This window comes from Roseococcus sp. GW821-FHT12F05 (assembly GCF_058806835.1).
The window spans coordinates 1-18,346 of the sequence record NZ_JBXAQB010000012.1; the positions used below are offsets into that span (position 1 = coordinate 1).

19 protein-coding genes are annotated in these 18,346 nt (G+C 70.5%); 16 read left to right on the forward strand and 3 right to left on the reverse strand.

What is annotated here, in order from left to right; all coding sequences use genetic code 11:
• The 8 genes from AC1ROY_RS23905 to AC1ROY_RS23940 all read left to right on the forward strand — a co-directional run.
• The coding region (locus AC1ROY_RS23905) for a hypothetical protein (RefSeq protein ID WP_493151410.1) at positions 1 to 747 on the forward strand (747 nt) is incomplete at its 5' end.
• Between the two features lie 141 nt (positions 748 to 888).
• Positions 889 to 2,211: a Tol-Pal system beta propeller repeat protein TolB gene (gene tolB / locus AC1ROY_RS23910; RefSeq protein WP_493151602.1), complete on the forward strand. Its 1,323-nt coding sequence runs from the start codon at positions 889 to 891 to the stop codon at positions 2,209 to 2,211.
• Positions 2,212 to 2,428: 217 nt separating this feature from the next.
• Entirely contained in the window at positions 2,429 to 2,908 is a 480-nt protein-coding gene (gene pal, locus AC1ROY_RS23915; RefSeq protein WP_493151411.1) for a peptidoglycan-associated lipoprotein Pal, read from the forward strand.
• A gap of 12 nt (positions 2,909 to 2,920) precedes the next feature.
• Positions 2,921 to 3,754, forward strand: a complete 834-nt coding sequence (locus AC1ROY_RS23920; RefSeq protein WP_493151412.1) for a tetratricopeptide repeat protein — start codon at positions 2,921 to 2,923, stop codon at positions 3,752 to 3,754.
• A gap of 1 nt (position 3,755) precedes the next feature.
• On the forward strand, positions 3,756 to 4,943 hold the full coding sequence (gene tilS / locus AC1ROY_RS23925; RefSeq protein WP_493151413.1) for a tRNA lysidine(34) synthetase TilS: 1,188 nt from the start codon (positions 3,756 to 3,758) through the stop codon (positions 4,941 to 4,943).
• A 91-nt stretch (positions 4,944 to 5,034) separates the two neighbouring features.
• A complete protein-coding gene (gene ftsH / locus AC1ROY_RS23930) occupies positions 5,035 to 6,957 on the forward strand; it encodes an ATP-dependent zinc metalloprotease FtsH (RefSeq protein WP_493151414.1) in 1,923 nt (640 codons plus the stop codon).
• The gene (gene folP, locus AC1ROY_RS23935; protein ID WP_493151415.1) at positions 6,954 to 7,985 is read left to right on the forward strand and encodes a dihydropteroate synthase; all 1,032 of its coding nucleotides are present in this window, start codon (positions 6,954 to 6,956) and stop codon (positions 7,983 to 7,985) included. Before ftsH ends, folP begins: the two co-directional genes overlap by 4 nt.
• Positions 7,985 to 8,269: a hypothetical protein gene (locus AC1ROY_RS23940; protein ID WP_493151416.1), complete on the forward strand. Its 285-nt coding sequence runs from the start codon at positions 7,985 to 7,987 to the stop codon at positions 8,267 to 8,269. Before folP ends, AC1ROY_RS23940 begins: the two co-directional genes overlap by 1 nt.
• Here AC1ROY_RS23940 and AC1ROY_RS23945 read toward each other — a convergent pair.
• Entirely contained in the window at positions 8,266 to 8,646 is a 381-nt protein-coding gene (locus AC1ROY_RS23945; RefSeq protein ID WP_493151417.1) for a cupin domain-containing protein, read from the reverse strand. The two genes, AC1ROY_RS23940 and AC1ROY_RS23945, sit on opposite strands and share 4 nt — an antisense overlap.
• A gap of 134 nt (positions 8,647 to 8,780) precedes the next feature.
• Here AC1ROY_RS23945 and AC1ROY_RS23950 point away from each other — a divergent pair, with 134 nt between their 5' ends.
• The 8 genes from AC1ROY_RS23950 (at position 8,781) to AC1ROY_RS23985 (ending at position 16,951) form a co-directional block, all read left to right on the forward strand.
• Positions 8,781 to 9,344: a MarR family winged helix-turn-helix transcriptional regulator gene (locus AC1ROY_RS23950; RefSeq protein ID WP_493151418.1), complete on the forward strand. Its 564-nt coding sequence runs from the start codon at positions 8,781 to 8,783 to the stop codon at positions 9,342 to 9,344.
• Positions 9,345 to 9,363: 19 nt separating this feature from the next.
• Positions 9,364 to 10,839 (forward strand): 4-hydroxyphenylacetate 3-hydroxylase family protein, encoded by a 1,476-nt coding sequence (locus AC1ROY_RS23955; RefSeq protein WP_493151419.1) that lies wholly within the window; start codon positions 9,364 to 9,366, stop codon positions 10,837 to 10,839.
• Positions 10,836 to 11,711 carry a branched-chain amino acid ABC transporter permease gene (locus tag AC1ROY_RS23960; protein WP_493151420.1) on the forward strand — a complete coding sequence of 292 codons (876 nt, stop codon included), beginning with the start codon at positions 10,836 to 10,838 and terminating at the stop codon, positions 11,709 to 11,711. The genes AC1ROY_RS23955 and AC1ROY_RS23960 overlap by 4 nt, the downstream gene beginning before the upstream one ends.
• Positions 11,708 to 12,544: a branched-chain amino acid ABC transporter permease gene (locus AC1ROY_RS23965; RefSeq protein ID WP_493151421.1), complete on the forward strand. Its 837-nt coding sequence runs from the start codon at positions 11,708 to 11,710 to the stop codon at positions 12,542 to 12,544. Before AC1ROY_RS23960 ends, AC1ROY_RS23965 begins: the two co-directional genes overlap by 4 nt.
• Positions 12,541 to 13,317 carry an ABC transporter ATP-binding protein gene (locus AC1ROY_RS23970; protein ID WP_493151422.1) on the forward strand — a complete coding sequence of 259 codons (777 nt, stop codon included), beginning with the start codon at positions 12,541 to 12,543 and terminating at the stop codon, positions 13,315 to 13,317. Before AC1ROY_RS23965 ends, AC1ROY_RS23970 begins: the two co-directional genes overlap by 4 nt.
• A complete protein-coding gene (locus AC1ROY_RS23975) occupies positions 13,310 to 14,053 on the forward strand; it encodes an ABC transporter ATP-binding protein (RefSeq protein ID WP_493151423.1) in 744 nt (247 codons plus the stop codon). The genes AC1ROY_RS23970 and AC1ROY_RS23975 overlap by 8 nt, the downstream gene beginning before the upstream one ends.
• Positions 14,050 to 15,243 (forward strand): ABC transporter substrate-binding protein, encoded by a 1,194-nt coding sequence (locus AC1ROY_RS23980; RefSeq protein ID WP_493151424.1) that lies wholly within the window; start codon positions 14,050 to 14,052, stop codon positions 15,241 to 15,243. The genes AC1ROY_RS23975 and AC1ROY_RS23980 overlap by 4 nt, the downstream gene beginning before the upstream one ends.
• Before the next feature lie 124 nt (positions 15,244 to 15,367).
• Positions 15,368 to 16,951: an ABC transporter substrate-binding protein gene (locus AC1ROY_RS23985; RefSeq protein WP_493151425.1), complete on the forward strand. Its 1,584-nt coding sequence runs from the start codon at positions 15,368 to 15,370 to the stop codon at positions 16,949 to 16,951.
• Here the strand turns inward: AC1ROY_RS23985 and AC1ROY_RS23990 are convergent.
• Positions 16,948 to 17,439: a cupin domain-containing protein gene (locus tag AC1ROY_RS23990; protein ID WP_493151426.1), complete on the reverse strand. Its 492-nt coding sequence runs from the start codon at positions 17,437 to 17,439 to the stop codon at positions 16,948 to 16,950. The two genes, AC1ROY_RS23985 and AC1ROY_RS23990, sit on opposite strands and share 4 nt — an antisense overlap.
• Positions 17,440 to 17,478: 39 nt before the next feature.
• Positions 17,479 to 18,282 carry an enoyl-CoA hydratase/isomerase family protein gene (locus AC1ROY_RS23995; RefSeq protein WP_493151427.1) on the reverse strand — a complete coding sequence of 268 codons (804 nt, stop codon included), beginning with the start codon at positions 18,280 to 18,282 and terminating at the stop codon, positions 17,479 to 17,481.
• Positions 18,283 to 18,346 lie beyond the last annotated feature (64 nt).

Genomic DNA, 18,346 nt, shown 5'->3' on the forward strand with positions numbered 1-18,346 from the left:
CCCCCTCCACCGCCGCCGCCCGCGCCGGCCGCCACGCCGGCGCCGCCGACTCCGCAGCCCCCGCGTCCCACGGCCGCCGCGCCGCCGCCGGAGCCCGCGCCCTCGCCGGTGCCGCTGCCGCCGCGGCCGCCGCAGCAGGTGGCCCAGGTCCCGACCCCGCCGACCCCGGCCGCGCCCACGCCCGCGCCGCAGCGCCCGACGCCGCCCCTGCCGCTGCCGCCCCCTCCGGTGCCGCCGCCGCCCGAGCCCTCGCAGGCGCCGGGAACCGGCCAGACGCCGCCCGTCCAGCGGCCGCAGGAGCGCAGCCAGTCGGTGCTCAACACGCTGGAGCGGCTGCGCCAGGCGCAGCAGCAGCAGCAGGCGCCCACCGCGCGGGCCAATCCGCGGCCGCCCAGCGCCCCGGCGCAGGCCGGCGGCACGCCCACCGGCGTCGCCAACCTGACGGCGGCCGAGCGCGCCGGCCTCGCCGACAAGATCGGCGAGTGCTGGGCCGTGGACGCCGGCGCGCCCAACATCTCGAGCATCGTGGTCGAGCTCCGCGTCCAGGTGGATGCGGGCGGCGTGGTGCGCCAGGTGCTGCCCAACGGCTCCCCGCCCAGCGACCCGCGGGCGCGCATGGTCTATGAGGCCGCCCGCCGCGCCCTGCTCGACCCGCGATGCAACCCGCTGCCCCTCCCGCGCGATAGGCTGGAGGCGCTGCGGAACACCATCTTCCGCTTCAACCCGAGGGAGCTGGGACTGCGGTGACGCGTCGAGCCCAGATCAACCCTTGACCCGGCCTTCGCAAAGGCCAAGGTGCGCCCCCGGAGGGGCCCAGGTAACCGGAGTATCCGAATCGTGACGCTCAACGTGAATCGCCGCTCGCTGCTGGCCGGCGGCGCCGCCGCCATGGTGGCGCCCGGCATCTGGACGACGCCGCTGCCCGCCCTGGCGCAGACCAGCGGCGGCAGCCCGCCGACCATCGTGGACATCACCCGCGCGCGGACCGAGCCCATCCCCATCGCCATCCCCGACATGGCGGGCACGGGCGCCGAGGGCGCGCGGCTCGGCCAGCAGATCTCGCGCGTCATCACCAACAACCTGCGCAGCTCGGGCCTGTTCCGGCCGGTGGACCGGCAGGCCTTCATCCAGACGCCGGAGGCCGCGGCCGCGACGCCGCGCTTCCAGGACTGGCGCGTCATCGGCGCGGTGGCGTTGGTCACGGGACGGGTGGACGGCAGCGGCGACCGGCTGCGCGTGGAGTTCCGCCTCTGGGACATCCTGCCGGAGCAGCAGGCCCTCGGCACGGCCTACAACGCCACCAGCAGCAACTGGCGGCAGATCGCGCACATCATCTCGGACGACATCTACAAGCGGATGCTGGGCGAGACCGGCTACTTCAACACGCGCATCGCCTATATCGCCGAGACCGGCCCGCGCGACCGGCGCGTCCGGCGCCTCGCCATCATGGACCAGGACGGCGAGAACAACCGCTTCCTGACCGACGGCCAGTTCCAGGCGCTGACGCCGCGCTGGCATCCGGACGCGACGCGCATCGCCTTCATGTCCTACCAGCGCAACGAGCCGCGCGTGTACCTCTTCAACCTGCAGAGCGGGCGGCAGGAGGTGCTGGGCAATTTCGGCGGCATGACGCTCTCGCCGCGCTTCTCGCCGGACGGGCGCTCGGTGGTGCTCTCCGCGATCCGCGGCGGCGACGCCAACATCTTCCTGGTGGACCTGGGCTCGCGGCGCGAGCGGCAGCTCACCAGTGGCGGCGGGCTGGACGTCTCGCCCAGCTTCTCGCCGGATGGCACGCAGATCGTCTTCAACTCCGACCGGGGCGGCGACCAGCAGCTCTACGTCATGGATGCGGGCGGCGGCGGCGCGCGGCGGATCAGCTTCGGCAACGGGCGCTACGCCACGCCGGTCTGGTCGCCGCGCGGCGACCTGATCGCCTTCACCCGGATCGGGCGCGGCCAGTTCGCGATCGGCGTGATGCGGCCGGACGGCTCGGGCGAGCGCATCCTCTCCGAGGGCTGGGGCATGGAGGGACCGACCTTCGCGCCCAATGGCCGCGTGCTGATGTTCTACCGGGAGTCCCCCGCGCGGGACAATCGCGGCGCAGGCTATTCGGCCCGGATCTCCTCGATCGACATCGCCGGCTTCAACGAGCGGCAGATTGTGACGCCGACGGATGCAACCGATCCGAGCTGGTCACCGTTGATCAGCTGACTTCGGCGGCAGGTCGTTTCGGCTGCTTATCGATTTGCGCCTTCGTCCAGTCGTCGTGGCGGCATTGTAAAGAATAGTCGCCCTGCGCGTGGCGCGCGGCCTTCCGCCTTGATTGCGCCATGGGGGAGGGTTAGTGCTGCACCGCGCGATGTTGCGCCTGCGAAGGCGGGACGGTCGCGGTAAGATGGTAAGATAGCAAGGCAGTAAGGAGAATATCATGGCCGCCACGAAGACCTTCCTCGCTGCCGTCGCGGCCGCAGGGCTGCTCGCCGCCTGCTCCTCCGACCCCGAGACGACGGCCTCCACCGGCGGTGCGGGCGCGGGCAGCGGCACGATCCGTCCCGGCAGCCAGGAGGACCTGGTCGCCAATGTCGGCGATCGCGTCTTCTTCGACTTCGACCAGAGCAGCGTCCGCGCCGACCAGCGGCCGGTGCTGCAGCGCCAGGCCGCCTGGCTTGCGCAGTATCCGCAGAACCAGGTCATCGTCGAAGGCAACACCGACGAGCGCGGCACGCGCGAGTACAACCTCGCCCTCGGCCAGCGCCGCGCCAATTCCGCGCGCGACGTCCTGGTGGCGAGCGGCGTGGCCGGCTCGCGCATCCAGACCATCAGCTACGGCAAGGACCGTCCGGACGCGCTGGGTTCCAACGAGGAAGCCTGGGCGCGCAACCGGCGCGCCGTCACGGTGGTCCGCTAAGCGGTTCGCATCATGCGGCGCATTGCGGTCCTGCTCGGCCTGACGTTGCTGGCGGCGCAGCCCGCCAGCGCACAGATGGACAGCCGCGAGGGCATCGCGCTGCAGAACCAGATCCTGCAATTGCGGCAGGAGATGGAGCAGCTGCGCCGCAGCGGGGGCAGCGTGCCGCCGCCGGCGCCCTCGCGCGGCGGATCCGGCGGCAGCGGCGAGCTGGTCGGCTCCCTGCTCGATCGGGTGAACAACCTGCAGGAAGAGGTCAGCCGCCTGCGCGGCCGGGTGGACGTGCTGGAGAACCAGAACCGGCGCCTCCGCGAGGATTTCGAGAAGTACCAGGGCGACATGGAGTTCCGGCTCGGCCAGGGCGGCGGTGGGGGTGGCGCTGCGGCGCCCGGCCGGCCGGCCGCGCCCGTCGCCCCCGCGCTCGCCCCGCCTCCCACCACCAGCACCGGCGCGCCGCCGCCGCGCACGCCCGACCGCGCCATCGCGGAGGGGAATGCGGCGCTCGGCCGCCGCGACTATCCCGCCGCCGAGGCCGCGGCGCGCGAGGTCCTGGCCAGCCGCTCCGGCGCGCAGGCCATCGCGGCGCAGATGCTGCTGGCCGACGCGCTGACCGGCAAACGCGACTTCGGCAATGCCGCGATCGCCTACAACGAGGCCTTCACCCGCGCCCGCACCGGGCCGCGCGCGCCGGAGGCGCTGCTCGGGCTGGCCAATTCCTTCCAGAGCCTCGGCAACAAGCGCGAGGCCTGCGACACGCTGAACGACCTGCGCAGCCAGTTCCCCAACCTGCGCCCGCCGCTGGCAACCCAGGCGACGGCGGCGCGGCAACGTTCGCAGTGCCGGTGATGTGACCGGCGCCTCGCCGGTCACGAGCGCGGAATTCGCCGCGCTGATGGCCCCGCTGGGGCCCTTTTCCGATCTGATCGCGGCGGGCTGCTCCGGCGGCCCGGACTCGCTGGCGCTGACGCGGCTCGCCGACACCTGGGCACGGGAGCGCGGGGCCTCGGTGCTGGCGCTGATCGTCGAGCACGGGCTGCGCGCGGAAAGCGCGGCGGAGGCCTCGGCGCTGGCGGAAGGTCTGGCCGCCGAGGGCATCGCGACGCGCATCCTGCCGCTCGGGCTGCCCCCCGGCCCGGGATTGCAGGAACGGGCCCGGCGGGCCCGCCGGGCCGCGCTCCTCACCGCCTGCCGGGAGGCGGGCGCGCTGCATCTGCTGCTCGGCCATCACGCGGAGGACCAGGCGGAGACGGTGCTCTTCCGGGCGCTGCGCGGCAGCGGGGATGCCGGCCTGGCCGGCATGATGCCCGTGACCATCGCGCCCGAGGCGCTCATCCTCCGGCCCCTGCTGCCCATCCCCAAGGCGCGGCTGGCCGCGAGCCTCGAGGGATGGTCGGTCCGCCCCGTCCAGGATCCCTCCAATGCCGATCCGCGCTTCGCCCGGGCCCGGCTGCGCTCGGCCGGCGGGACCGTCGCGGCCTCGGCGGTGGCTGAAAGCTTCGCGCGGCGCCGCGCCCGGCTGGCGGTGCGCGTGGCCGAGCGGCTGGCGGCGTCCGTTCGCCTCCTGCCCGAGGGCTGTGCCGAGATCGCGCCGGACCGGCTGGGACACGACGCCGTGGCGCGCCGGCTCATGGCCGCGCTGATCCGCGCCGTGGGCGGCGGGGAGCACGCGCCGGCCGAGGCCGCGGTGGCCGCCCTGCTGGCCAGCGGCTCCGGCTCCCTCGGCGGAACGACCTGGCTGCGCGGCGGAAGATGGCTGGTCCCGGAGGCCGGGGCCGGACCGGACCGCTTCCGTATGACCGTACCGGAGGGCTTGATCGCCGGCACGATCGGCCCGGATGCCCCCGCCTTCCGCGGCCGGGCGCGGCACCTACCCGCCGCCGCCCTCGCGGCCCTGCCGGCTTTGCGACAATCCGGAGACGGAATGCTGGCCGCGGCGGCACACTTGGCCTATCTTCGTCCTGAAATGGCGGTAAATTCTCCGCCAGTCTTCGCTCCCCCCGGCGGCCCCGTCACCGAATGTCACTTCGCAGGGTGAATTCTCTTCGGCTTCCGGGATTTTTTGGGGCGGCGGACACACTATGTTCACCAGATGCCGGTGCAATGGCCGGCAAAGGGGATCGCGCGACGTGAGCAATTTTGGCCGGAACCTGGCCCTGTGGGTGATCGTGGCGCTGCTGCTGGTGGCGCTCTTCAACCTCTTCCAGCCCTCGGGCACGAGCAGCCGGGCCCAGACGCAGGTGGCCTACAGCGACTTCATCAACGAGGTGAACGCCGGCCATGTGCGGGACGTGGTGATCCAGGGCCGGACGGTCTCGGGCCAGCTCACCGACGGTCGCGCCTTCAGCACCTACACCCCCGAGGATCCGCAGCTCGTCTCGCGCCTGACCGACAAGGGCGTGCGGGTCGTCGCCCGTCCCGAGGAGAGCGAGGTGAACCCGCTGTTCCAGATCCTCATCTCCTGGTTCCCGATGCTGCTGCTGATCGGCGTGTGGATCTTCTTCATGCGCCAGATGCAGGGCGGCGGCGGGCGCGCCATGGGCTTCGGCAAGTCCAAGGCCAAGCTGCTGACCGAGAAGCACGGCCGCGTGACCTTCGAGGACGTGGCCGGCATCGACGAGGCCAAGGCGGAGCTCGAGGAGATCGTGGACTTCCTGCGCGATCCCGCGAAGTTCCAGAAGCTGGGCGGCAAGATCCCCAAGGGCGTGCTGCTGGTCGGCCCTCCCGGCACCGGCAAGACGCTGCTCGCGCGCTCCATCGCGGGCGAGGCGAACGTGCCCTTCTTCACCATCTCGGGCTCTGACTTCGTCGAGATGTTCGTGGGCGTCGGCGCCAGCCGCGTGCGCGACATGTTCGAGCAGGGCAAGAAGAACGCGCCCTGCCTGATCTTCATCGACGAGATCGACGCGGTCGGCCGCCATCGCGGCGCCGGCCTCGGCGGCGGCAATGACGAGCGCGAGCAGACGCTGAACCAGATGCTGGTCGAGATGGACGGCTTCGAGTCCAACGAGGGCGTCATCATCATCGCGGCCACCAACCGGCCGGACGTGCTGGACCCCGCGCTGCTGCGCCCCGGCCGCTTCGACCGTCAGGTGGTCGTGCCCAACCCCGACGTGAACGGCCGCGAGAAGATCCTGCGCGTGCACATGCGCAAGGTGCCGCTGGCTTCCGACGTCGATCCCAAGGTGATCGCGCGCGGCACGCCCGGCTTCTCCGGTGCGGACTTGGCCAACCTGGTCAACGAGGCCGCGCTGCTGGCCGCGCGCACGGGCCGCCGCACCGTCGGCATGGCCGAGTTCGAGGCCGCCAAGGACAAGGTGATGATGGGCGCCGAGCGCCGCAGCCTCGTCATGTCCGACGACGAGAAGAAGATGACTGCCTATCACGAGGCGGGTCATGCGCTGGTCTCGATGCACGAGCCGGAATGCGATCCCGTGCACAAGGCCACCATCATCCCGCGCGGCCGCGCGCTGGGCCTGGTGATGAGCCTGCCCGCTGGTGACCGCTATTCCAAGCACAGGTCCAAGATGGAGGCCGAGCTCGCCATGGCGATGGGCGGCCGCGTCGCCGAGGAGATCGTCTTCGGCAAGGACAAGGTGAGCAACGGCGCCTCGGGCGACATCAAGATGGCGACCAACCAGGCGCGCATGATGGTCACCGAATGGGGCATGAGCGACCGGCTCGGCATGGTGGCCTATGGCGAGAACAGCCAGGAGGTGTTCCTGGGCCATAGCGTGACGCAGTCGAAGAATCTCTCCGAAGAGACGGCGAGGATCATCGACAGCGAGATCCGCAAGATCATCGACACCGCCTATGGCCGGGCGACGACCATCCTCACCGAAAACCGCGACGAGCTGGAGCGGCTGGCCAAGGGGCTGCTCGAATACGAGACGCTCTCCGGCGACGAGATCCGCACGGTGCTGCGCGGCGAGCCGGTGGTGCGCAACCGCCCCGACGAGCCGGCCTCCACGGGCCGTGGCAGCGTGCCGAGCTCGGGCCGCACGCCGCGGCCGGACACCGGTGGTGGGCTCAACCCGCAACCTGCGGGGTGAGCTTGCCCGAGTGGCTCGAACCGCTGGGCCTGCTGAATGGCCCGGCGGCCTTCGCCGCGATCCGTGATGGGCTCGCCCTGCCGCTGCAGGGCGGGCCCATCGCGTTTTCGCTGGTCCGCGGGCCGGAGGGCTCGATCATGCCGCCGCCGGAGGACCACCCGGCGCTGGAGCGGCTGACGCGAGGCATGCCGGAGTTTGCCGGCATCATCAGGCATCGGGCGCGGCCGCTGGTCATGGGCATCGTGAACTGCACGCCGGACAGCTTTTCCGGTGACGGGCTGGGCGAGGGCCATGCCGCCGCCATCGCGCAGGGCCATACCATGCTGGAGGCCGGCGCCGACATCCTGGACATCGGCGGCGAGAGCACGCGGCCCAACGCCGCGCCGGTGACGGTGGAGGAGGAGATCGCCCGCGTGCTGCCGGTGATCCGTGCGCTCGCGACCTCGGCACCGGTGAGCGTCGATACGCGCAACGCCCGCACCATGATCGCCGCGCTGGAGGCGGGGGCCGAGATGGTCAATGACGTGAGCGGGCTGCGTCACGACGCGGCGGCGCTGCGCGTCGTGACGCAGTCGCGCTGCCCCGTGGTCATCATGCACGCGCTCACCACCGATCCGCGCACCATGCAGCGCGACATCCGCTACGAGGATCCGGCCACCGAGGTCGCGCGCTTCCTCGAGGCGCGGGTCGAGACGCTGGAGCGGCTGGGCATCCCGCGCGGCCGGATCGCGGTGGATCCGGGCCTCGGCTTCGGCAAGCGGATCGAGGACAACCTCGCGCTGGTGGCGCGGCTGCCGCTGCTGGCGAATATCGGCTGCACCATCCTGCTGGGGGCGTCCCGAAAAACCTTCATAGGCCGGGTCACCGGGGTGGAGCAGGCGGGGCAGCGCGTGACGGGAAGCCTTGCGATCGCGCTGGCCGGGGCTGCGAACGGCGCGCATATCCTGCGTGTGCACGATGTGGCCGAGACGGTGCAGGCGCTGAAGATGGCCGAGGCGCTGGCGGCAGGATTCCAGGAGGGCGCGTGATGTTCCGAGGGATCGCGGCGATCGTCATCCTCTGCGCCGCGCCGGCCTCCGCGGCGCTGCCGCCGCAGTATCAGCGTGCCGCCGAGCTCCAGGCCGCGCTGCAGGCGGCCCTGCCGAAGCTGGGCATCCGGCCGGTGGACGCCATCGAATATGCCGGCGCCGATCTCTATCGGGTCCGTGCCGGGCATTGCACGCTGGAGGTCCGCATCGTGACGCGGCCCGATGCGCCGGCCATCCCGGGGCCGCGGCAGTTCACCGCGGTCGCCGGGGAGCCCTCCTGCTAGGCCGGATCGTAGGTGTGGCACTCGTAGAGGATACAGCCGTCCTCGCTGCGGAAGGGGCCGTGCCAGGCGCCCGGCGGGCGTGAGGCATAGGTCATCGGCCCGAATTTTTCGCCGCCCTTGCCCTCCGCGTCGTTGCCGACCCAGAGGTCGCCGCTGACGAGGAAGACCTCCTCCCAGTAGTCGTGCACGAAGGGCGCCGTGGTGAAGGCGCCGGGCTGGAAGCGCAGCAACCGTGTGCGGCAGCCCTGCCTGTTCGCCTCGTCCAGCGTTCCGGCCAGGATTTTCTGCTGGATGCCGGGCGGATAGCCCGCGGGTGTTTCCCATCCCGCGTCGAGGTCCAGCGCGTGGAATTCGAGATGGGCCTTGTTGATCGCCACGATGCTGCTCCTGCACGGGTGCCTTTTCCGTCGCCGCAGGATGCCGCCGCTTTGGGCATTTGTCGCCGGGCGGCAGGGTGCGACCCCGAAAATAGGCGTTGAGATAGCTAAGTTAGTTAAACTAGCTTTCCGCCATGGCAAGACGGAAATCCAATCCCGGCGACGCGAAACCGGCGCCCTCCGTGCCGCTCACCGTCACGCGCGCCGAGCTGCTGGAGAACGGGTCCGACGCTGCCTTCCGCCGGCTGATCAACGGGCTGCTCGGGCTCGCCTCGCGGCACCAGGCCTTGCGCGACGGACATGCGGCACGGATCGGGCTCGCGGGGCCGGCCTATTCCATCCTCATCTCCATCCTGCATCTCGGCACGGAGGGCGTCGTCTCGGTGGGCGGCGTGGCCGAGCACATGAAGGTCAGCGCGGCCTTCATCACCGCGGAATCCAACAAGCTCGAGGCGCAGGGGCTGATCGAGAAGCGGCGCGACCCCGATGACGGCCGCCGCGTGCTGCTGGCCGTGACGCCGGCCGGCTTCGCGCGGCTCGCGGCCCTGGCGCCGACGCAGCGGGTGCTCAACGACATCCAGTTCGCGCCGCTCAGCCGCACGGAGTTCCGCACGCTGCTGCGGCTGGTGGACAATCTAAATGCCGCGTCCGACCGCGCGCTCCTGGCGCAGCAGGCGCTGGACGTCGATGCCGCATGACACAAGAACGGAGGAACCCATGGCCGATGTGAAGACGGGGGCGCAGCACGTTGCGAGCCTGCGCGATGGGCGGGCCGTCTATCTCGACGGCGCGCTGGTCGCGGATGTCACGACGCATCCGGCCTTTCGCGGCGCCGTGCAGTCGGCCGGAAAATTCTACGAATACCAATCGCGGCCGGAGAACATCGAGGCCGCGACCTTCGATTGCGGCGGCGGGCGCCGCGCGAGCCGCGCCTGGCAGATGCCGCGCAGCTACGCCGAGCTCGTCACGCGGCGCAAGGCGATGACGGAATGGGCGCGGCTCTCCTGCGGCTTTATCGGCCGCAGCCCGGACCATGTGGCTTCGGCGCTGATCGGCCAGGTGATGGGCATCGAGGTCTTCGAGAAGCACGGACCCGCGCGGGCGAAGGCGTTGCGCGACTACGTCGCCGAGGCGACGCGGCAGGACTGGTTCCTCACCTATGTCATCATCAACCCGCAGGCAGACCGATCGAAGCCCTGGGGCGAGCAGGCGGAGCCGGATCTCTCCGCGCGCATCGTGGACGAGGATGCGTCTGGCATCACCATCCGCGGGGGAAAGATGCTCGGCACCTCGTCGATCATGGCGAACGAGGTGCTGGTGGCGAGCCTTCAGCCGCTGAAGCCGGGCGAGGAGGCGCTGGCCTTCTCCTGCGCGCTGCCGATGAATGCGAAGGGGCTGAAGGTGCTCTCGCGCAAATCCTACGAGGCGCATGCCGTCAGCGAGTTCGACAACCCGCTCTCCTCGCGCTTCGACGAGAACGACGCGGTGATGTGGTTCGAGGATGTGAAGGTGCCGTGGGAGCGTGTCTTCGTGCATCGCGACACCGACATGTGCCGCGCCCAGTTCCACGACACCTGGGGCCACACCATGCAGAACTACCAGGCGCAGATCCGCCTGGCGGAGAAGCTGCGCTTCCTGACCGGTGTGGCGCGGCGCGTGACCGAGACCATCGGCACGGTGGGCATGCCGCCGGTCCGCGATGCGCTGGGACGGCTCGCGGCGCAGGCGGCGGGCGTCGAGGCGACGATGCACGGGATGGAAGCCGCGGGCTCGCAGCAGGGCGAGTGGTACGTGCCCAACAGGCACATGATGTATGCGGCGCAGGTGCTGACGCAGGAGCTCTACCCGCAGATCGTCAACACGATCCGCGACCTGGCCGGCGGTGGGATGATCATGCTGCCCTCTTCCATCGCGGATTACGGCAACCCTGAAATGGCGAAGATCATCCGCACGATGCAGCAGTCGCCGGCGGCAACGCCGGACGAGCGGGTGAAGTTCCTCAAGCTGGCCTGGGATGCCGTCGGCAGCGAATTCGCGAGCCGGCATCAGCAATATGAGATGTTCTATGCTGGCGCGCAGTTCGTCACGCGCGGGCACTCGTTCCGGACCTACGACTGGAAGGGCGCGACGGCGATGGTGGACGGACTGATGGAGAGCTACGCGCTGCCATCAGCGCCGGGGCGTGCGGCATGATCACGCAGCAGCTGGTGAACGGGCTGATGCTGGGGGGCATCTACGTCCTCATCGCGGTGTCGTTCACGCTGTTCTTCGGCTGCCTCAACTTTCTGAACTTCTCCGTGCCGGCGCTGTTCATGATGGGCGGCTTCCTCACCTGGGCCGGCGTGGCGGAGGGGCTGCCCTGGCCGGTCGCGGTGCTGGTTGCGCTGGCCGTGGCCGCGGTCGCGTCGCTGGTGGTGGAGCGGCTCACCTGGCGTCTCCAGCGCGGCGGGCCGCCGCTGGTGCCGCTGGTCTCGTCGCTCGGCTTCCTCATCCTCTTCGAGAATCTGGTGCTGGTGCGCTGGGGCTCCGACGCCCGTGCGATCCGTTCGCCCTTCGGCGATGCGAACATCCGGATCGGCGATCTGGTCATCGGCGTGCCGCAGCTGGCGGGGCTGCTCATTTCCATCGGCCTCGTGATCGCGCTGCAGCTTCTGCTGTCGCGCACCAAGCTCGGCCGCGGCATCCGCAGCGTCGCGGAAAACCCTGAAACGGCGACCATGCTGGGCGTGGAGGTCGGGCGCGTGGTGCCGCGGCTCTTCGTGCTGGCCGGGCTCTTCTGCGCGCTGGCGGGGGTGCTGTTCTCGCTCTCCTACCAGCTCGTCTCGCCCTTCATGGGCGATCAGGTGGCGCTCAAGGGCCTCTCCGCCATGGTGCTGGGCGGGATGGGCAATATATGGGGCGCGGTGATCGGCGGGCTGATCATCGGGCTGGCGGAAATCTTCGCGGTGAGCCTGCTCTCCGCCGACCACGTGAACGTCGTCGTCTTCGGCATCCTCCTGGCGAGCCTGGTCATCAGGCCGACGGGCCTGTTCGGCGACCCCGCGCTCGGTCAGCAAAAGCTGTGAGCGGCTACACCGCCGCCATCCTGACGCTGCTGGCGATCAACGTGATCGCGGCTTATGCGGCCTGGCTGCCGCTGGCGGCGGGGCAGGTGAATCTCGGTACGGCCGGCTTCATGGCGATCGGCGCCTATGCCTCGGCCGTGATGTCCAACGAGTACGAGTGGTCCGTCGCCGCTTCCGTCGCGACGGGCGCGGCGGCGGCAGGGCTGCTCGCCTTCCTCATCGGCGGGCCCGTGCTGCGCACGCGAGGGCTCTACCTCGCTTTGGCGACGCTCGCCTTCAACGAGGTGGTGCGCGGCATCCTCATCAATCTCGACGTGGTGGGCGGCGCGGCCGGCTATCCGGTGATCGAGCATCTGGGACTTGTGCCCATCGCGTCCTGCGCGGCCGGCGTGATCCTGCTGGGCTGGTGGCTGAGCGCGAGCCGCTTCGGCATGACGCTGCACGCGATCGAGCAGGACGAGACGGTCACCTCCCTCTTCGGCGTGCACGTGCCCTTTACGCAGCTCGGCGCTTTCACGATCGGCGGCGCGTTGGCGGGGCTGGCGGGGGCGCTCTACGGATTCCAGTTCAACTTCGTCGAGGCGCAGCATTTCTCGGTCCTGCTGTCCGTCACGATCGTGCTGTCCGTCGTCCTGGGCGGCACGCAGACGGCCTGGGGCCCGCTGATCGGCGCGGCCTTCTTCACCCTGCTGCCGGAGCTGTTCCGGGGCGCGGCAGCCTGGCGCTACGTGCTCTTCGCGGCGGCCGTGATCCTGGTGATGGCGGTACGCCCGCAGGGCATCGTCACACGCGCGGACCTGATGCGGCTGTTCCGCCGGATGCGCCCCGCATGAAACGCCCGATCTTCGAGATCTGTGGGTTGAAGAAGAGCTTCGGCGGGCTCGAGGTCGTGCGCGGCCTCGATCTCGCGGTGGAGGAGGGCGAGCGCGTCGCGCTGATCGGCCCGAACGGCGCGGGGAAGACGACGGCCTTCAACCTCATCAACGGCTACTACGCGCCGGACGAGGGGCAGATCCTGCTCGACGGCGACGACCTGGTGCCGATGAAGCCGCGCAACCGCATCCGGCACGGGCTCGCGCGTTCCTTCCAGAACATCCGGCTGATCGGCCACCTCACCGTCGAGGAGAACGTGCTGCTGGGTGCGCATATCCGCGCGGGTGGCATGCTCGCGAAGCTCATGCCCATCGGCTTCGGCCCCGGGCGCGCGCTGCGCGAGGAGGCCCGGGCGCGCCTCGCCGAAGCCGGGCTGAGCGCGCATGCGAAGGGCCTTGTCGGCGGCCTCGCCTACGGTCTGCGCAAGCGTGTGGAGATCGTCCGCGCGCTGATGGCGCGTCCGCGCGTCCTGCTGCTCGACGAACCCTGCGCCGGCCTCAATACGCAGGAGCGCGGCGCGCTGCTGGACGAGCTGCACCGCGTGGCGGCGGGCGGCGTCACGCTGCTCGTCGTGGAGCACGACATGCATTTCGTCGGCGGGCTCTGCACCCGCGCGGCGGTGCTGAACTTTGGCGAGAAGATCGCGGAAGGAACGCCGGCCGAGGTGGCGCGCGACCCCGCCGTCATCGAGGCCTATCTAGGCCACGCGCCGGAGCGCTACGCGCATGCTTGAGGCCAGCGCACTCGCCGCCAGCTATGGCCCCATCCGCGCGCTGAGCGAGGTTTCGGTGAGCGTCGGCGAGGGCGATGCCATGGCGGTGCTCGGCGCCAATGGTGCCGGCAAGACGACGCTGCTGCGTACGCTGCTGGGCCTGATGCCCTCCAGCAGCGGCACCGTCCGCTTCGCCGGCGAGGATGTGTCCCGGCTCTCGCCCGCCGAGCGTGTCCGGCGTGGCCTCGTCATGGTGCCGGAAGGACGCCGCGTGCTGACGAGCCTGACGGTGGAAGAAAACCTCCTCATGGGCGCTTATCCGCGCCGCGACACGCCCGCGGCGCGCGAGCTGGACGCGATCTACGACCGCTTCCCCAACCTCGCGCGGCGGAAGCGGATGCACGCGGCCGTGCTCTCGGGCGGCGAGCAGCAGATGCTGGCCATCGGCCGCGCGCTGATGGCCAGGCCGCGCCTCATCATGCTGGACGAGCCCTCGCTCGGCCTCTCGCCGCGCCTCACCGCCGAGGTCTTCGAGCTGATCGCGACCCTGAACGCCGAGGGCATCGCGATCCTGCTGGTCGAGCAGAACGCGCTGCTGGCGCTGGAGGCCAGCCGGCATGCGCTGGTGCTGGAGCTCGGCCATGCGGTGATCTCCGGCGCTTCGAAGGACTTGTTGCGCGACGACCGCGTGCGCGGCGCCTATCTCGGCGGCGGCGCATCCCATACCGAACCCCACCAGGAAGGAGTTGCCCCATGATCCGCCGCCGTCCATTTCTGCTCGCCGGAGCGCTCGCGCTGCCGGCGCTGCAGGCCCGCGCGCAGGGCGCTCCCCTGCCGCTCGGCTTCACCACGTCCAAGTCCGGCAACTGGGTCTCGCTTACCCGCCGCAACGAGATCGCGGTGACTCTCGCCGTCGAGGAGGTGAACGCGGCCGGTGGCGTGAACGGCCGCCCCATCGCCATCCGCACCTTCGACGCCGCCTCGCGCCCCGAGCAGGCCGCCATCGCCACGCGGCAATTCGCCGAGGATGACGGCGCGCTGGCCATCATCGGCCCCTTCAGCAGCAGCGAATGCCGCGTGGCCTTCCCGGTGGGCGACCGGCTCGGCATTGCGCAGATGGCGATCGCGAGCTCCGCGCCGGGCCTGGCGGCGCCCTTCAAGTTCGCCTTCCGCAACACCTCGGACGAGGCCTATCTCTTCGAGCGCCTGTTGCCCATCGCGCGCGAAAAGGGCGTGCAGACGCGCAACGCGGGCATCGCCTACACGACGGACGAGGTGATCGGCCGCTCCATGGGCACCGACGTCTTCCCGCGCCTGCTGCAGGCGGCGGGCATTCCCGTCACCGGCACCGTCTCCTTCCCCGTCGCGGCCTTCGACATGTCGGCGCAGGTGGCGCAGCTGCGCGGCGCCAATCCGGACCTGATCTGCATGGGCGGCCCGCCGGAGCCGGCCATCGTGCTGGTGCGCGAGATGCGGCGCCAGGGCATGACCGGCCGCATCGTCGGCGGCACGACCATCGTGGACGTGAACCTGCCCTCGCGCATGGGCACCGATGGCAACGGCACGCTGGTGGCCTCCACGCATTTCTACAACTTCGACTCGCCCACCGCGCTCGCCTTCCGCGACGAGTTCGTGAAGCGCGCCCGGGCCGCCGGCGAGACGGGCGATCTGCGCCCCGGCATGTACGACGCGGCCGCGCACAGCATCGTGCATCTCTACGCCGAGGCGATGAAGCGCGCGCGCGTGACCGGCGAACGCCCGCGCCTCGCGGCCGAGCGCGCGGCGATCCGCGACGAGCTGCGTGCGCTGCGCAACGTGCAGACCATCGAGGGCACGCTGGCTCGCTTCACCGAGCAGGGCGACGCGCTGAAGACCACCTATGTGCTGGAGGTCCGGGACGGCAACTTCGTGCTCGTCGGCACCCGCCCCCCGCCCGGCAATGCCTGAGTCCTCATAAGGCTTGCCGCGCCCGGCGCGGCAAGCCAACCTGTGTCCGGGAGAGGGGGCGAGAGTTGCATGGAGAGGCCGGGCCGCGAGGCACCGGCCCTGCTGTCGTTCCAGGGAGGCTCCGATGTCGATTGCCCGCCGCCATCTTGCCGCCGCGCTCGCGGCGCCCGGCTTCCTCAGCGCGGCAACGCGCCAAGCCATGGCGCAGGATCCGCGCAAGGTGGTCCGATCCGTGCCGATCGGCGACCTTCGCGCGCTCGATCCGATCTGGACGACCACCTACCTCACGCGCAACCACGCCTATCTCGTCTTCGACACGCTCTTCGCGCTGGACGCGCAGAACAAGCCGCAGCCGCAGATGGTCGGCGGCTTCGAGCGCAGCGGCGATGGGAAAACCTGGACCTTCCAGCTCCGCGACGGCCTCCGCTGGCATGACGGCACACCCGTCACCGCCGCGGACTGCGTCGCCTCCATCCGCCGCTGGGGCGCGCGCGACGCGATGGGCCGCGCGCTCATGGCCGTGACCGACAGCCTGGAGGCCAGGGATGCGCGGACCTTCGTGCTCACGCTGAAGCGGCCCGTGGGCTTCGTGCTCGACGCGCTCGGGAAAATCGACAGCAACGTGCCCTTCATGATGCCGGAGCGGCTGGCGCGCACGGACCCCAGCACGGCCGTGACGGAGATGGTCGGTTCCGGCCCCTTCCGCTTCCTGCGGGAACAATGGATTCCCGGCGCGAAGACCGTCTACGAGCGCTTCACCGACTACGTGCCCCGCAGCGAGCCGCCGAGCCAGGCGGCGGGCGGCAAGGTCGCGAAGATCGATCGCGTCGAATCGCTTTACACGCCGGATTCCGCCACCGCCGCGGCGGGCCTCGCGACGGGCGAGTTCGATATCATCGAGAGCCCGGCGCCCGACCTCCTGCCGCGGATGGCGCGTCAGCGCGACGTGGTCGTCGCGCCCAATGATCCGCTCGGTTACACGCTCTTCGTCGCGATGAACCATCTCTTCCCACCCTTCGACAATGTGGGGGCGCGTCGGGCGCTGATGATGGCGATCAAGCAGTCGGACGTGATGAAGGCGACGGTGGGCGATTCGCCCTCGCGCGACTGCGGCGCGCCCTTCGGCTGCACCAGCGAGGAGGGCGCGCAGTTCGCCGAGCTCGGTTGGCCCGAATACAACATCGCCGCGGCGCGCGAGGCCTTCCGGGCCTCCGGCTATGACGGACGTCCCGTGGTCGTGATGGATCCGGCCGACAACGCCACGCTGCACCCGCCGGCGCTGATGCTCGCCGACGCGCTGCGGCAGATCGGCGCCAATGTCGACCTGATCGCGATGGACTGGAGCGGACTGGTGCAACGCCGCGCCTCGCGCAGCCCGCCGGCGCAGGGCGGCTGGAACTGCTTCATCACCAATGCGACGATCACCGGCATCCAGAACCCGCTGCTCAACACCTTCCTCGCCAATTGCGAGGGCGCCTGGTTCGGCTGGCCCTGCGACACGCGCGTGCCGGAGATGAATGCGGCCTGGGCCAGCGAGACCGATCCGGTGAAGCAGCGCGCGATCCTGAAGGAGCTGGAGCGCCTGCACATCGCGAATGTGACGAACATTCCGCTGGGGCAGTACCGCAGCATGATCGCGCATCGGCGCAACCTGCGTGGGATGATCCCGGCGCCGGCGCTGTTCTATTGGAACATCGAGAAGACCTAACGGGGCGGTACTGCTCCGAAGACGGTCGCCGCCTCGATCTGCAGGGCATCGGCGGGGCGCGGGAAGGGGGCCGGCGAGGCGTCGTCTTCCTGCCGCTCGCGGCCGATGCGCTCGAAGAAGACCTCGAGGCCGCCGGGCATCATCAGCCATAGGAAGACCATGGGGGCGTCCGGCGAGGCCTCGAAGCGGTGCAGGCGGCCCTTGCCGAGGAAGAAGCAGGTGCCCTTCTCCATCGGGTGCCTCGTTTCGCCGTCGAGCAGCGCCTCGCCGCGGCCTTCGAGGACAAGGATGACCTCCTCGTTCTCCGGGTGCATGTGCTCGCGCACGAAGCAGCCGGGATCGACGGTCTGCGTGCCCATGGAGAAGGGCGTCTCCGCGCCGATCTCGTTGGAGGCGAGCAGGCAGCGCACGAAGCCGTTGGCAGGCACGGGCTGCCAGTAGGAGCGGCCGCCCTCGGGCGGCACGATGACGAGCGGGGATGTTGGCATGCGCCGATCCTCCGCGAAGGAGGGCCGGCGACGCAAGCGTCAGACGGGGCTGCCCGGCGGAAATTCCGGCTTGCGGCGGGCGCGCATGGCGGCGACGCCCTCCGGCAGCTCCGGCCCGTTGAAGCCGAGGAATTCCATGGCGACCGCGGCCTCGAAGATCGGGCGCGCCTGCTGCAGCCAGAGGTTCATGGAATGCTTCGTCCAGCGCAGGGCGGATTGCGGGCCTTCGGCGAGCTTCACCGCGACATTCAATGCCTTCGCCTGGAGATCGTCGTCCGGCACGGCCAGGGAGACGAGGCCGATTCGCTCGGCCTCGATGCCGTCCAGCGGTTCGCAGGTCATGAGGTAGTATTTCGCCTTCGCCATGCCGCAGAGCAGGGGCCAGATGATCGGCGCGTGGTCGCCGGCGGCGACGCCGAGCTTGGTGTGGCCGTCGATGAGCTTGGCGGAGTGTCCGGCGATGGTGATGTCGGCCATCAGCGCCAGCACCAGGCCGGCGCCGACCGCGGGGCCGTTGATGGCGGAGATGATCGGCTTGGAGCAGCCGATCATGTTGTAGACCATCTCGCGCGCCTCCTTCCAGACGCGGATGCGCGTCTCGAAGTCCTGCATCATCTCGGTGACGAGATCGAGGTCGCCGCCGGCCGAGAAGCCGCGCCCGGCGCCGGTGATGATGACGACGCTGACGGTGGGGTCGGCGTCAATCTCGCGCCAGACGTCGGTCAGCGCGCGGTGCATCTCGGGCGCGAGGGCGTTGAGCTGGTCCGGGCGATTCAACGTCAGGCGCAGCACGCGCTGATGCGGGCGATCGGCCAGTACGTTCGGAAGGTGGTCGTAGCTCACGGCGTCTTCTCCAGAAATCGTTGGAAGCGGCACGAATTCTTCCTTCGTGCCGAGCGCCCGAACG

Coding starts and splice junctions, on each gene's coding strand:
- tolB (WP_493151602.1), top strand. CDS start 889: ATGGTGGCGCCCGGCATCTGGACGACGCCGCTGCCCGCCCTGGCGCAG.
- pal (WP_493151411.1), top strand. CDS start 2,429: ATGGCCGCCACGAAGACCTTCCTCGCTGCCGTCGCGGCCGCAGGGCTG.
- AC1ROY_RS23920 (WP_493151412.1), top strand. CDS start 2,921: ATGCGGCGCATTGCGGTCCTGCTCGGCCTGACGTTGCTGGCGGCGCAG.
- AC1ROY_RS23940 (WP_493151416.1), top strand. CDS start 7,985: ATGTTCCGAGGGATCGCGGCGATCGTCATCCTCTGCGCCGCGCCGGCC.
- AC1ROY_RS23950 (WP_493151418.1), top strand. CDS start 8,781: ATGGCAAGACGGAAATCCAATCCCGGCGACGCGAAACCGGCGCCCTCC.
- AC1ROY_RS23955 (WP_493151419.1), top strand. CDS start 9,364: ATGGCCGATGTGAAGACGGGGGCGCAGCACGTTGCGAGCCTGCGCGAT.
- AC1ROY_RS23960 (WP_493151420.1), top strand. CDS start 10,836: ATGATCACGCAGCAGCTGGTGAACGGGCTGATGCTGGGGGGCATCTAC.
- AC1ROY_RS23970 (WP_493151422.1), top strand. CDS start 12,541: ATGAAACGCCCGATCTTCGAGATCTGTGGGTTGAAGAAGAGCTTCGGC.
- AC1ROY_RS23975 (WP_493151423.1), top strand. CDS start 13,310: ATGCTTGAGGCCAGCGCACTCGCCGCCAGCTATGGCCCCATCCGCGCG.
- AC1ROY_RS23980 (WP_493151424.1), top strand. CDS start 14,050: ATGATCCGCCGCCGTCCATTTCTGCTCGCCGGAGCGCTCGCGCTGCCG.
- AC1ROY_RS23985 (WP_493151425.1), top strand. CDS start 15,368: ATGTCGATTGCCCGCCGCCATCTTGCCGCCGCGCTCGCGGCGCCCGGC.
- AC1ROY_RS23990 (WP_493151426.1), bottom strand. CDS start 17,439: ATGCCAACATCCCCGCTCGTCATCGTGCCGCCCGAGGGCGGCCGCTCC.